The 13,965-nt window shown below is 55.1% G+C and carries 10 protein-coding genes; 5 read left to right on the forward strand and 5 right to left on the reverse strand.

The window, feature by feature from the left end; all coding sequences use genetic code 11:
• Positions 1–101 precede the first annotated feature (101 nt).
• The gene (locus AUQ41_RS16135; protein ID WP_008889687.1) at positions 102–1,772 is read right to left on the reverse strand and encodes a BCCT family transporter; all 1,671 of its coding nucleotides are present in this window, start codon (positions 1,770–1,772) and stop codon (positions 102–104) included.
• A 64-nt stretch (positions 1,773–1,836) separates the two neighbouring features.
• Positions 1,837–2,250 (reverse strand): universal stress protein, encoded by a 414-nt coding sequence (locus tag AUQ41_RS16140; protein WP_063089282.1) that lies wholly within the window; start codon positions 2,248–2,250, stop codon positions 1,837–1,839.
• 860 nt (positions 2,251–3,110) lie between these two features.
• Here AUQ41_RS16140 and AUQ41_RS16145 point away from each other — a divergent pair.
• The 5 genes from AUQ41_RS16145 (at position 3,111) to AUQ41_RS16165 (ending at position 10,451) form a co-directional block, all read left to right on the forward strand.
• On the forward strand, positions 3,111–4,700 hold the full coding sequence (locus AUQ41_RS16145) for an ABC transporter substrate-binding protein (protein WP_063089283.1): 1,590 nt from the start codon (positions 3,111–3,113) through the stop codon (positions 4,698–4,700).
• A 196-nt stretch (positions 4,701–4,896) separates the two neighbouring features.
• Positions 4,897–5,904 carry an ABC transporter permease gene (locus AUQ41_RS16150; protein ID WP_008889683.1) on the forward strand — a complete coding sequence of 336 codons (1,008 nt, stop codon included), beginning with the start codon at positions 4,897–4,899 and terminating at the stop codon, positions 5,902–5,904.
• Complete coding sequence (locus tag AUQ41_RS16155; protein ID WP_008889682.1) at positions 5,901–6,728, forward strand: ABC transporter permease; 828 nt, start codon at positions 5,901–5,903, stop codon at positions 6,726–6,728. Before AUQ41_RS16150 ends, AUQ41_RS16155 begins: the two co-directional genes overlap by 4 nt.
• On the forward strand, positions 6,721–8,352 hold the full coding sequence (locus AUQ41_RS16160) for an ABC transporter ATP-binding protein (RefSeq protein ID WP_063089284.1): 1,632 nt from the start codon (positions 6,721–6,723) through the stop codon (positions 8,350–8,352). The genes AUQ41_RS16155 and AUQ41_RS16160 overlap by 8 nt, the downstream gene beginning before the upstream one ends.
• A 92-nt stretch (positions 8,353–8,444) precedes the next feature.
• Positions 8,445–10,451, forward strand: a complete 2,007-nt coding sequence (locus AUQ41_RS16165) for a CocE/NonD family hydrolase (protein ID WP_063089285.1) — start codon at positions 8,445–8,447, stop codon at positions 10,449–10,451.
• A 47-nt stretch (positions 10,452–10,498) separates the two neighbouring features.
• Here the strand turns inward: AUQ41_RS16165 and AUQ41_RS16170 are convergent, their stop codons facing one another.
• The 3 genes from AUQ41_RS16170 to AUQ41_RS16180 all read right to left on the reverse strand — a co-directional run bounded on the left by AUQ41_RS16170 (position 10,499) and on the right by AUQ41_RS16180 (position 13,963).
• Positions 10,499–11,437, reverse strand: coding sequence for an alpha/beta hydrolase (locus AUQ41_RS16170; RefSeq protein ID WP_143588751.1), 939 nt, complete (start codon positions 11,435–11,437; stop codon positions 10,499–10,501).
• 127 nt (positions 11,438–11,564) lie between these two features.
• On the reverse strand, positions 11,565–13,016 hold the full coding sequence (locus tag AUQ41_RS16175) for a carnitine 3-dehydrogenase (protein WP_063089286.1): 1,452 nt from the start codon (positions 13,014–13,016) through the stop codon (positions 11,565–11,567).
• Positions 13,016–13,963 (reverse strand): 3-keto-5-aminohexanoate cleavage protein, encoded by a 948-nt coding sequence (locus tag AUQ41_RS16180; RefSeq protein ID WP_232308417.1) that lies wholly within the window; start codon positions 13,961–13,963, stop codon positions 13,016–13,018. Before AUQ41_RS16180 ends, AUQ41_RS16175 begins: the two co-directional genes overlap by 1 nt.
• Positions 13,964–13,965 lie beyond the last annotated feature (2 nt).

Consider the following 13,965-nt stretch of genomic DNA (forward strand, 5'->3'; position numbering starts at 1 on the left):
ACCATGCTTGCGCGAAATGAAAAAGGGGCACCAGTTGGCGCCCCTTTTCTTTGACCGGGTATCATAACCGCCAAACGGCGAGATACGCATATGTCGATATTCTAGTCCTTGCTAACCGTCGCCTCGGAATTGGCACCGACGGCCTTGGGTTCGGTCCGCAGACCCTGGATGATCGAATAACAGGCCATCAGAAGGACAATCGCAAACGGGAAGCCGGTCGAAACCGCCATCGCCTGCAATGATCCAAGGCCACCACCCAGCAGCAATGCAATTGCAACCAGACCTTCGAAGGTGCACCAGAAGACGCGCTGCGGGACCGGTGCATCGACCTTGCCGCCTGCGGTGATGGTATCAATCACAAGCGAGCCAGAGTCAGACGAGGTCACGAAGAACACGATCACCAGAACGATCCCGATGAAGGACGTGATGGCTTGCAGCGGCAGCTGATCAAGCATGGTGAACAGTTTGATCGGCAGACCTGCTTCGGCAATCGCCGTAACGCCTTCGGTTACCATATGCACCGCGGTGCCGCCAAAGGCCGTCATCCAAAGAACACACACCAGCGACGGAATAATCAAAACGCAGGTGATGAATTCACGCACGGTACGACCACGTGAAACACGTGCAATGAACATGCCAACAAACGGTGACCAGGAAATCCACCACGCCCAATAGAAGGACGTCCAGCCCTGGCTGAAGTTGGCGTCTTCACGACCGACCGGGTTTGAAAGTGCCGGAAGATATTGCGCATATGACAGCAGGCTCGAGAAGAAGCCGGTGATGATTTCCATCGTCGGACCAACCAGAACCACAAACAGCAACAGAAGTGCCGCAAGGATCATGTTGATTTCCGACAGACGCTTCACCCCGGCATCAAGCCCCGCCAGCACCGAAATAAGTGCAACACCGGTAATCCCGACAATCAGGAAAACCTTCGATGTATCGGAAACCGAAATGCCAAACAGGTAATCAAGCCCGGCATTGGCCTGTTCCGCACCGAAACCAAGCGAGGTCGCAAGACCAAACAGGGTCGCGAACACCGCCAGAATATCAATCAGGTGACCGGTCCAGCCCCAAACACGTTCGCCAAAGATCGGATAGAAGATCGAACGAATGGTCAGCGGCAGGCCCTTGTTAAAGGAAAACAGTGCCAGTGCCAGTGCGACAGTGGCATAGATCGCCCATGGATGAAGACCCCAGTGGAAGATGGTCGCAGCCATGCCAAGATCAAATGCAGCATCGGCATCACCGGCGGCCGCACCAAGCGGCGCCCAGTCGGTACGAAGACCATCTTCACCGACAGCAATTCCACCCATCGAGGATGTGAAGTGCGAAATCGGTTCTGACACACCATAGAACATAAGACCGATGCCCATGCCGGCAGCAAACAGCATGGCAAACCATCCCGCATAGGAATAATCCGGTGTTGCATCTGCACCGCCAAGGCGCACACGGCCAAGCGGCGAGACAATCAGAAACAGACACAACACGACAAATACGTTGGCAGCAGACAGGAAGAACCAGTCAAGCGACGATGTCAGCCAACCACGCAGGTCGTTAAACATCGGCCCGACACTTTCCTGAAAGGCCAGGGTGAGAAAGACGAATGCAACAATCGCAAGACCCGAAATCAGAAAGACCGGGTTATGGACATCCAGTCCAAATGGCCCGATCTCTGCTTGGATATTGTCTTGCCCGATTTCATATTCTGTATCAATCGGGTTCGCTGCACCGTCCGGGCTTTCAATGCCCGTGTCAGCTTCAGACCCCATTTGAAACTCCCTAGGTTAAATGAATATACAGCTACCCCTAGCCGTAAAGGTTCGTCCGCATCCTCTAACGCACGAGGAATACAGAAAGATCCGAGTGAGACGCCACATATCCGCCATGCGATGCAAAAATATGGTCGGCAATACCGGGCACATGCGATGCCATAACGATGACGTCGGCACCAAGCTCGTCGGCCTTGGCGACAAGTTCCTTGCTGAGATCCACTGCCGGATCATGCGAAATATGCGCGACCGCTTTGGTGCTTACACCATGCTTGGACGCCAGATCCTCGGCAAAAGCCTGAAGTTTCTGTTCAAATTCCTTTGGCGTATGCGCCACCGATGACGGCGTATTGGTACCGACACCTAGAAGGCTTATCTCGGCCTTGTAATGCTTGGCTAGATCGACCGCCGTTTTAATTGCTTTATCCAATTTTTCAACGTGGGCCAAATCGACAGGCACGAGCATCTTCTGATACATTCATTCCTCCGTTATGTGCACCACCCCTGAAGTCCGTGGTTTCACGAAATATCAGGGCAGCGAAAAGAACCTAACATTGACGGTCCGCAAAATCAAAAACGGACTTTCGAAAGCGCGCACAAGCAATGCTGCAATATTTGCCGTAAAATTCCAGCACACCGTTTGACAGTACTCGTCGTCGAAAATTGACCTGACTGCATTGGGAAACTGCGCCTAAAGTCGAATCGCCAAATGATTATTTTTCAGGTTTCCAGACAGAACATCCGGTGCCTTTATGCGAATTTTCGATGTTCGAACTTGAAAATTTTAAAAAATTTTTCTCGCTCTAAATCGGCCTATCCAAACCATCAGCTTTTCCACCCGTAAACCCCTTAATTGGCAAGGCGTTTCTTGGCAAAATCCATCGGATTTCTATTCTATTTTTCAGAGAGTTTCACATGGTGAAACTCTATCCCCAGATGCCGAAAAATCGCACGGCCATGCGCACTTGGCTTGATGAAGCCCCCAAACTCGTGTCACGATGTGCGCGATTTGTGCACTGTCTGTCCCACACAACATGTGCCTCCAGATCAGAACACCATAAGTTCTGAATGGACATATTTGCTGGATCCGTCTTGTGAAAGGCAGGCATCCATGGCCGTGCACATACCCGAAAGGGAAAATTATTGTGGCCAACGGGGGAGTTGATCAACTGCGCAATAACGGTGCCATGGCGCAACAGCACATCTTCATGCTGCATGCCCGTTTGTGTCTGAACGACACCCCAACCTGCACAACCAAGCACAACCAAATCGCGGGTAGGATCTGCCACACCATTTAAATAATTCAGCAAAATCAAAAGCATCAGAGAAGGAACAGGGATGACTGACCCTATCAAGTATTTCGCGTCACGCGTCACAGCATCTGAAATGAACCGTCGTGAATTCATCGGCCGTTCGACGGCCGCCGGCCTGACCCTTGCCGCCGCCACGAGCCTCTATGGCAAGGCTGCCATGGCACAGGAACCAAAGCGCGGCGGGCATCTGAAACTTGGCCTTCAGGGCGGGGCTTCGACCGACGTTATTGATCCGGCAAAATCCTCTTCGCAATTCACCTTTGCCATGAACCGTAACTGGGGCGACACCCTGGTTGAATCGCACCCGACCAGCGGCCTTGCCGTCCCGTCGCTTGCTGAGTCCTGGGAACCGAATGCCGACGCATCTGTCTGGACGTTCAAGATCCGCAAGGGTGTCGAATTCCATGACGGCTCCGAACTGACCATCGACGATGTGGTCAAAACCCTGAACCGCCACACCGACGAAAAGTCCGAGTCCGGCGCACTGGGTGTTCTGGGCTCGATCAAGGGCATCGAAAACAAGGGCGGCGATCTTGTTCTGACGCTTTCGGAAGGCAACGCTGATCTTCCGCTGCTGCTGAGCGATTATCACCTCGTGATCCAGCCGGGTGGCGGTTACGACAATCCGAATGCCGGTATCGGTACCGGTCCGTTCAAGATCGACAACTTCGAAGCCGGTGTACGCGCAACGTTTGTGAAAAACGAAAACGACTGGCGCACCGATCGCGGCTTTGTTGACTCTGTCGAAATGATCGTGATGAACGATGCGACCGCACGTATGGCAGCCCTGTCATCGGGTCAGGTTCACTTCATCAACCGCGTTGATCCGAAGACCGTTGGCCTTCTGAAACGTGCACCGAATGTCGAAATTCAGACTACTTCGGGCCGTGGCCACTATGTCTTCATCATGCATTGCAACACCGCACCGTTTGACAATAACGACCTGCGTCTGGCGCTGAAATACGCGATGGACCGCGAAACCATGGTCGAAAAGATCCTTGGCGGTTACGGCAAGGTCGGCAACGACTTCCCGATCAACGAAACCTATGCCCTGTTCCCGGAAGGCATCGAACAGCGTTCCTATGATCCGGACAAGGCGGCCTTCCACTTCAAGAAGTCCGGCCATGACGGTTCGGTCCTTCTGCGCACGTCTGACGTCGCCTTCCCGGGTGCTGTCGATGCGGCGGTTCTCTATCAGGAAACCGCGAAAAAGGCCGGGATCGATATCGAAATCAAACGAGAGCCGGGTGACGGTTACTGGTCGAACGTCTGGAACGTTCAGCCGTTCTCGACCTCTTACTGGGGTGGTCGTCCGACCCAGGACCAGATGTATTCGACGGCCTATCTGTCGAGCGCTGACTGGAACGACACCCGCTTCTTCAACACCGACTTCGACAAGATCCTTCTCGAAGCGCGTGCTGAGCTTGATCAGGCCAAGCGTAAGGAAATGTACCACGACATGGCACTGATGGTCCGTGACACCGGTGGCCTTATCCTGCCGATGTTCAATGACTTCGTGAACGCAACCACGACCAACGTTTCCGGCTTTGTCGATGACATCGGAAACGACATGTCGAACGGTTATGTTGCGACGCGTCTGTGGATCAACAGCTAATCAGCCGGGGTGCATTGCATCCCGATGATTGAAGACTTGCGGGATCACGGTTGGTTTGACCGTGGTCCCCGTCTTGTTGTTCGCCTGTTTGTTTGACACATGGTCTGATCGAAATTTCCAGATGGAGGCAAATTATTCTTTGCCGTCCCACCCGTCTTGAATTTCCGTTCAGGCCATTAAGGGGGAGTATGTGTTCATGGCCAATCCCTTGGCCGGCGTACGAGCCACGCGACACAGACTGAAAGAAACCCATCCGTTATCGGTGTTGATTGCCGAACGTCTGGGTTTGAGTTTGTTGTTGCTCTGGGCTGTATCAATTCTGATTTTTGCCGGAGTCGAAGCCCTTCCGGGCGATTTTGCCGAAACCTATCTTGGTCAGTCTGCAACACCGCAGGCCATTGCCAACATCCGCGCCGACCTTGGCCTGGATCGTCCGATTACCACGCGCTATTTCGAATGGCTTGGCGGCGTTGTTCAAGGCGATTTTGGCAACAGCTGGGCCAGTGGTGCTCCGGTGACCGAACAAATCACCAAACGCCTTGGCAACTCGCTGTTTCTTGCGTTCTTCGCCGCGGCGATTTCCGTCCCGCTTGCGGTTGGGCTTGGCATGGTCGCGGTTCACTATCGCAACCGTATTCCTGATCGCGTGATCAACGTTCTGTCGCTTGCCGCGATCTCCCTGCCGGAATTCTTTATCGGCTATATCCTGATTGTGTTCTTTGCCGTTCAGATGGGGGTCGCGACCTTCCCGTCCACGGTCTATGACAATATGAGCTGGTCAGAACGACTGGCCGCCATTGCCCTGCCGACGGCAACGCTGGTGATGGTGGTACTCGCACATATGATGCGCATGACCCGTGCGGCCATTATCAGTGTGATGTCATCGGCCTATATGGAAACGGCCGAGCTGAAAGGCCTTGGTGCTTTCAAGGCGATCGTCAAACACGCGGCCCCGAACGCCATCGCCCCGATTGTCAATGTGGTGGCGCTTAACCTTGCCTATCTGGTGGTGGGTGTTGTCGTGGTCGAGGTTGTCTTCGTCTATCCCGGCATGGGCCAGTATATGGTTGATGCCGTGACAGTGCGTGACATGCCCGTCGTGCAGGCCTGCGGGCTTATCTTTGCGGCGGTCTATATCCTGCTCAATATGGTGGCCGATATCGTCGCCATTGTCGCCAATCCGAGACTGAGGCATCCGCGATGAGATTACGTGAAATCCCGCTGACCGCCTGGATCGGAATTCTGGGCATTCTGTTTGCTTTTGGCTGTGCTGTCTTTGCCCCTCTCATCGCGCCCTATGGGGAACGCGAAATTGTTGCGGGCGTTTGGGAACCGGCCAGTGACCTTTATCTTCTGGGCACGGATAACCTTGGCCGTGATCTTCTGTCACGGCTGATTTACGGTGCGCAGACAACCCTGTTTGTGTCGCTTGCCGCATCGATCCTGTCGTTTTCAATCGGCATTTTCCTGAGCTTTACGGCCGCTGTTTCCGGCGGCCCGATTGATCAGGGACTGTCGCGCCTGAACGATTTGATGATGTCGATCCCGACCCTGATTTTTGCCCTCGTGGTGTTGGCGGTTCTGCCGCAAAACATCTTCATCCTGATTGCCGTGATGGCCATTCTCGACTCAACGCGTGTCTATCGTCTGGGCCGTGCGGTGGCCCTTGATGTTGCAGTCATGGAGTTCGTCGAAGCCGCCAAACTGCGCGGTGAAGGCCGGATGTGGATCATCTTCCGTGAAATTCTGCCTAATACGCTTTCGCCACTTCTGGCGGAATTCGGGCTGCGTTTCGCGTTTTCGATCCTGTTCCTGTCGACGCTTTCCTTCCTCGGTCTTGGCATTCAACCGCCCGCCGCCGACTGGGGTGGCATGGTCAAGGACAACAAGGATGGCATCATCTTTGGCATTCAGGCCGCCCTTATTCCGGGTGGCGCGATTGCGGCCCTTGCTGTCTGTGTCAACATGGTTGTCGACTGGTTGCTGAAACGTACTTCCAGCCTGAAAGGAGGCCGCGGCGATGTCTGATCTACTATCGGTACGCGATCTGCGCATTGGCGCGACCATCTTCCCACCGGGTGAAGCCCCGATGGATATCGAAATTGTCCATGGTGTGTCCTTTGATCTGCAAAAGGGCAAGGTGCTTGGCCTGATCGGGGAATCCGGTGCGGGCAAATCCACCATCGGCCTTGCAGCCTTGGCCTATGGCCGGGGTGGTGTACGCATCACCGGCGGTGAAGTCCTGCTTGATGGCCAGGACATCCTGCCGCTGGATAAAAAGGGTATCCGCAAGATCCGTGGGGCACGTGTCTGTTACGTTGCCCAATCGGCTGCGGCATCTTTTAACCCGGCGCACAAACTGGGCGATCAGGTGATTGAAGCCACGGTCGAACACGGTCTGATGAGCCGGGATGAGGCCCGCAAACGGGCCGACTATCTGTTTGAAATTCTGGGTCTTCCAGACCCCAAGAATTTCGGCAACCGCTTCCCGCATCAGGTTTCGGGCGGCCAGTTGCAACGTGCAATGACCGCCATGGCACTGTGTTCCAAACCGGAACTGATTGTCTTTGACGAACCGACCACCGCCCTTGATGTGACCACCCAGATTGACGTTCTGGCCGCGATCAAGAATGCGATTGAAATGACCGGTACAGCCGCCCTTTACATCACCCACGATCTGGCCGTTGTTGCCCAGATTTCGGATGACATCATGGTGCTGCGCAATGGTGAAACCGTCGAATACGGCCCGGTCCAGCAGATCATTGAAAACCCGCGTCAGGAATATACCAAGGCGCTGGTCAATGTTCGCCAGACCAAACAGACCGAAGCGCGCGATCAGTCCGATGCGTTGCTGAAAGTTGAAAACATCTCGGCGGCGTATGGCAATGGTGTGCAGGTTCTTCATGACGTATCGCTGCATGTGCCGCGTGGTCAGACACTGGCTGTGGTGGGGGAATCCGGTTCGGGTAAATCCACGCTGGCCCGCGTCATCACCGGATTGTTGCCGCCCTTCCAGGGCAGCGTCACATTCGGTGACGAGGAACTGTCCAACGCCCAAAAGGACCGGTCACGCGATCACTTGCGTCGTATTCAGCTGATCTATCAAATGGCGGATACCGCGATGAACCCGCGCCAGACTGTCGGGCAGATCATTGGTCGTCCGTTGCAGTTCTATTTCGGCAAACGTGGTGCGGAACGCAAAAAGGAAGTCATCAAACTTCTTGATGAAATCGAGATGGGTGAAGCTTTCTATGACCGCTATCCGGCCGAACTTTCCGGCGGGCAGAAGCAACGTGTGGCGATCGCGCGTGCCCTGGCTGCACAGCCGGAACTGATCCTGTGTGACGAGCCGACCTCAGCCCTTGATCCGCTGGTGGCCGAGGGCATTCTTGATCTTTTGCTGCGTCTGCAGAAAGAACGTCAGGTGTCCTATCTGTTCATCACCCATGACATCGCGATTGTGCGTGCAATTGCCGATTCTGTTGCGGTGATGCTTCAGGGCAAGCTGGTCGATTTCGGCCCGCGGTCCGAGGTCCTGAACCCGCCATTTGACGATTACACCGACCTTCTTTTGAAATCGGTGCCGGAAATGGAACTGGGCTGGCTGGAAAAAGTTCTGGCCACGCGCAGAATGGAAAGTGCCGGTCACTAAAAACCGTGCAAAAACAAAAAAAGGCGGCCCGGATCATGGGCCGCCTTTTTGAATAAGCCCCACATAACCACTCCAAAGGACCACGCCCCAATATGTCCGACAGAAATTTCACTGTTATTGAAAACACCTTTATTACCATCGCAGACGGCACCCGATTGGCTGCCCGCATGTGGATGCCCGAAAACGCCGAACACGACCCGGTTCCGGCCGTGTTTGAATTTCTGCCCTATCGCAAGGGTGATGGTACTTGTGCCCGCGATGAGTCGACCTATCCCGAATTTGCCAAGGCCGGCATTGCCGGCGTGCGGATTGATATTCGCGGATCAGGTGAATCAGATGGTGTGATTGACGGTGAATATACCGAACTTGAACTGGCCAATGCCTGCGAGTTGATCGCATGGATTGCAGATCAACCATGGTGCAACGGATCGGTTGGCATGATGGGGATATCCTGGGGCGGGTTTAACTGCCTGCAGGTTGCTGCCCTCAATCCGCCTGCGCTCAAGGCGGTGATTTCCATCGCATCAACGGTGGACCGCTATAACGACGACATTCACTATAAAAATGGCTGTCACCTCTCGGCACAACTGTCATGGGCAGGCACAATGCTGGCCTATCAGTCACGCTCACCTGACCCGGCCTTGGTTGGTGATGACTGGCGCGCGATGTGGCTGCACCGCCTGAAGGAAGAACCGTTCTTTTTGGAAGAATGGCTTCAACACCAGACCCGCGATGATTTCTGGAAACATGCCTCGATCTGCGAGGATTTTGATGCTGTCGAAATCCCGTCGATGGTGCTGGCCGGGTGGGCTGATGGCTATCGCAACACGCCAATGCGCGCGATTGAAGGCATGCCTGACCGCGCCAAGGCCCTGATCGGCCCGTGGGTGCACAAATATCCGCATTTCGCCTGGCCAAAGCCGCGCGCCGACTTCACAGGCGAAGCCATCAAATGGTGGAACAAATGGCTGCGGGGTGATGATAACGGTATGGATGACCTGCCACAAATACGCGCCTATATCCTTGATGGCCCGAAACCGGCCCCGCGCCGCGATTGTGATCCGGGCTTCTGGATCGCCAAAGACACATGGTCGCAACCCGAAACCAAGACCGTTTATGTCAATGACGGCAGGCTCGCCTTCGAGGCAGGTGACGAAAGTGCCCCTGCTGCCGACATCTATTTGAAATCGCCACTCGATACCGGAACCGCATCGGGCGAATATTTCACGCTGAAACCAGATGCCGAAATGGCCATTGATCAGCGTTCGGATGATGCCGGATCTCTGGTCTTTGAAAGCGCACCGCTTGAGGCCGAGATTGACCTTCTGGGACGTCCGGTTTTGCGCGTTGATGTTGAATGCGATGCAGACTGGTCGAACCTGTGCGCACGTCTGGTCGATGTGCATCCTGATGGTACAGCAACCCGTGTGTCGTTCGGGGTTCTGAACCTTGCCCATCGCGATCTTGATGCCAATTATAACGACCCCAAACCGATGCCGCGTGGCAAGAAGGTGACCATCACACTTGTTCTTGATGCGTGCGGCTATCGCTTCAAGCCGGGTCATCGTATGCGTCTGGCGCTTTCGACATCCTATTGGCCAATGATCCTGCCAGCGCCCTTTGACGCGGGACTGACCGTATCACCATCTTCTATTGCTTTTGATCTGCCGTTGCTCGGCGCGCACAAGAAGATTGAGGTCAAAGAACCCGACAATCCCGATCCGCTGCCGAAATATATCGAACACAAACCTGGCCGGACGGAACGGAGTGTTCAACGCAATCTGACGCAAAACGAAACCCGTTATCGCATCTATGAAGATACCGGTCTTTTTGAGCACCCTGACTCACGGCTGTCGACCCGCGAAGTGCGCAGCGAAACCTGGACGATCAATCCGCTTGATCCGACCTCGGTTAAGGGCGAAGCCGCCTGGACCTGTGATCTGGAACGTGATGACTGGTCTGTGCGCACCGATTGCCACGCGGAACTGACATGTGACCGCGACAACTGGTATGTGTCGGCTTGGGTGATTGGCTACGAGGGCAGTGAACAGATCTTTGAAAAGACTTGGGAAAAAACCATTCCCCGCAACTTCATGTAACCATCTGCACGAAAAAAGGGCCGGTTATCCGGCCCTTTTTGCTATTTCTAAGCAACCATAGCGGCAATGGCTTCGCACAGATGCCCGAACGCTGTCTTTGCCCCCGGGCTCATATGCCGGGCACGCAGCCAGCCATGGATCATTTGGGCTTCTTCACGGTATTGAACGGAAATGCCCGCACGGGCAAGGCGGGCGGTATATTCGCGGCCATCATCGCGCAGCGGATCAAAATAGGCTGCGGTAATAAAAGTCGGCGGAAGCCCACGCAGATCATCGACAGAAAGCGCATGGGCAAACGGATCATCCATCGGTGCCTTCAGCACGTCACGGTAATAAATCACGTCATCGGTGCTTAAGCCCGGCGCATTGGCCATCTGGCCATAGCTTGGCCAGTTCAAATCACCGCCAAGGGCCGGATAGATCAATGCCTGCCCCAAAACGCGGTTACCAAAGCCCTCTTCGCAGGCCCGAACCGCGATCCCCGCGGCCAGCATGCCACCCGCACTGTCACCCACCAGCACAATCTTCTTGCCCGATGCCAGGATGCTTTGGGTCACCCGATGGCAATCTTCGTGCTGGGCGGGCCAGATATGCTCGGGCGCAAGACGGTAATCAATTGCGATCAGTTCGGCTTTTGCCGCCTCGGAAATTTCGGCACAAATCGCATCATGGCTGTCGCGCGAACCAACCACAAAGCCCCCGCCATGCATATAGACGATCTTGTGGTTTGATGTGCAATCGGCCGGGCGGTAATGGCGCACCGGTACATCGGCAATCACGTCATCTTCGACCTGCATGCCGTCCGGATGCGGAAAGGCAAATTCGGCACAAAGTGCATCGTACCAGCTGCGTTGCTGTTCGATTGAGGCCGCCACCGCGTCGGGCGGATAGAACCCGTCGCATTTGGCGATAAAGGCACGAATGCCTTCTTCCTCTGGCATCGGGTCATAGGTCACTTCGGGGGAAACCTGATCGGAATTGGCCATCAACGGATCCTTGGTCAAAGACGTGATAGATCAACCTAACGCGGATGCCCCCGCAGTTAAAGACTGCAGGGGCATCACACAGCGTTATTGTGAACTGGTTCCACGCAAAACGGATCGAACGTTTAGACTAACCGATTGCACGGCCAAGCTGATCTGGCTTGGGCAGGCTTGCATGACGTTTTGCCATTTCGGCCAAATTGGTTGCCACCACGCCACCAGGCTCGGATGTGCGACGGGTTTTAAGGTCGACATGTAGCAACATGGTCTCAATCGTTGCCGCAACCGCACCCTCATCATTGATCAGGCGATGGAAAAGGTGAAGCTTCTTGCCTTCACCCTTGATCAGTTGGGTGGTCACACGGATATGGTCGCTTGCACTGATTTCGTGCAGGTAGCAGACATGGGTTTCAACCGTGAAATAGCTGCCCCCATTGGCAATATAATTTGCATCCGCCCCGACCATTTCCATGAAACGGTCGCTTGCCTGTGAACTGACCTCGACATAATGGGCTTCGTTCATGTGCCCGTTATAATCCGTCCAGCTTTGCGGGATCTGGCGATCACCGGTTACCGGAAGATCGTTGATCGGCATTGGTTCGGGAAGTGACGCTTCGTGATCATTGATCGTGCCGCCGGCACCACTGCCCGATTTCTTAAGCGCGCGCATCATGCCAACAAGGTTGTCATCGCGCAGGCGTTCAAGGTCACGGATGCTCATATGCCCCGATTGATCATCTGATTGCTGCGCAATACGGGCCGTCAGTTCCGGGGTCAGTTCCGGCACATCCATAAGCTTCGTCCACGGCCATTTAAGGGCCGGCCCAAACTGGCCGATGAAATGTTCCATCCCGGCCTCGCCCCCCGCAATGCGATAGGTTTCAAACAACCCCATCTGCGCCCAGCGCAGACCAAAGCCATACCGGATGGCGTCATCAATTTCCTCGGTGGTCGCGACCTCGTCATGAACAAGCCACAGCCCTTCGCGCCAAACCGCCTCAAGCAAACGGTCGGCAATATGGGCATCAATTTCCTTGCGCACGACAAGTGGCTTAAGCCCAACGGACCGCAACACGTCACAGCCAGCTTCAAGCACCGATGCGTCGGTCGCGGCAGACGGCACGACTTCGATCAAGGGCAGCAAGTAAACCGGGTTGAATGGATGGGCGACAACGATCTGTTCGGGTTTGATTGACCCTTGCTGCAACTCGCTTGGCTTAAAGCCCGACGTCGATGACCCGATCAGGCAGTCCGACGGGACGTGGGCCTGAATTTGGGCAAGGATCTTGTGCTTAAGCGCAAGTTGTTCGGGAACACTTTCCTGAATCCACTGCGCATCAGACACGGCCTTTGCCATATCGTCATGGAAGGTCAGTGTGCCTTCTTCTGGCAGGGAGCGGTCATAAAGTGCAGGCAGGCTTCTCCGTGCGTTTGCCAGGACTTCGTTGATCTTGCGTTCAGCCTGCGGATCCGGATCGAAAACCGCCACATCCCAGCCATTTAACAAAAACCGCGCGGCCCAGCCGCCACCGATGACACCACCGCCAATGATGGCAGCTTTTTTGTTTGAGCTTGTGGACATTAGCGCGGCTCCCGCTTGGTCAGGCCAAGCTTCTTGCGGACCGCATCCGGGCCAATCACGGTGGCCCCCATGCCTTCGATAATGCCAACCGCGCGCTCAACCAGTTGGGCGTTGGTGGCAAGCACGCCTTTCGACAGGTAGATATTGTCTTCCAGACCTACCCGAACGTTGCCCCCGGCCAGAACCGATGCGGCAACATAGGGCATCTGATCGCGCCCGATGGAAAAGGCCGACCAATTCCAATCGGATGGCACATTATTCACCATCGCCATAAAGGTATTAAGATCATTTGGCGCGCCCCACGGAATGCCCATGCAAAGCTGTACCAGTGCCGGGCTTTCAAGAATGCCTTCGGACACCAGTTGTTTGGCAAACCACAGATGGCCGGTATCAAATGCCTCGATCTCGGGCTTGACGCCAAGGTCGGTCATCATCTGTCCCATGGCGCGCAACATGCCCGGCGTGTTCGTCATGACATAGTCTGCCTCGGCGAAGTTCATGGTGCCGCAATCAAGGGTGCAAATCTCAGGCAGGCAATCAGCAATATGCGCCATCCGCTCGGACGCGCCGATCATGTCGGTCGCAGCTTCATTGACCGGAAGCGGTGCCTCGGTTGAGCCAAAGACGATATCGCCGCCCATGCCCGCCGTCAGGTTCAGAACAACATCGACATCGGCTGCCCGCACCCGTTCGGTCAGTTCGCGGTAATATTTCAAATCCCGCGACGGTGCCCCGGTTTCGGGATCACGCACATGGCAATGCACCACGGCCGCCCCGGCCTTGGCCGCGTCAATTGCGCTATTGGCGATCTGTTCGGGGGATCTTGGCACATGCGGGGATTTGTCCTGCGTGCCGCCTGAACCGGTTACGGCGGCGGTAATGAAGACTTCCTTGTTCATCGAAAGCGGCATGATGGCCTCACTGTTTTTGCAATCATTCTCTGCCATCA

Source organism: Thalassospira sp. MCCC 1A02898 (assembly GCF_001618185.1).
Taxonomy (GTDB): Bacteria; Pseudomonadota; Alphaproteobacteria; order Rhodospirillales; family Thalassospiraceae; genus Thalassospira; species Thalassospira tepidiphila.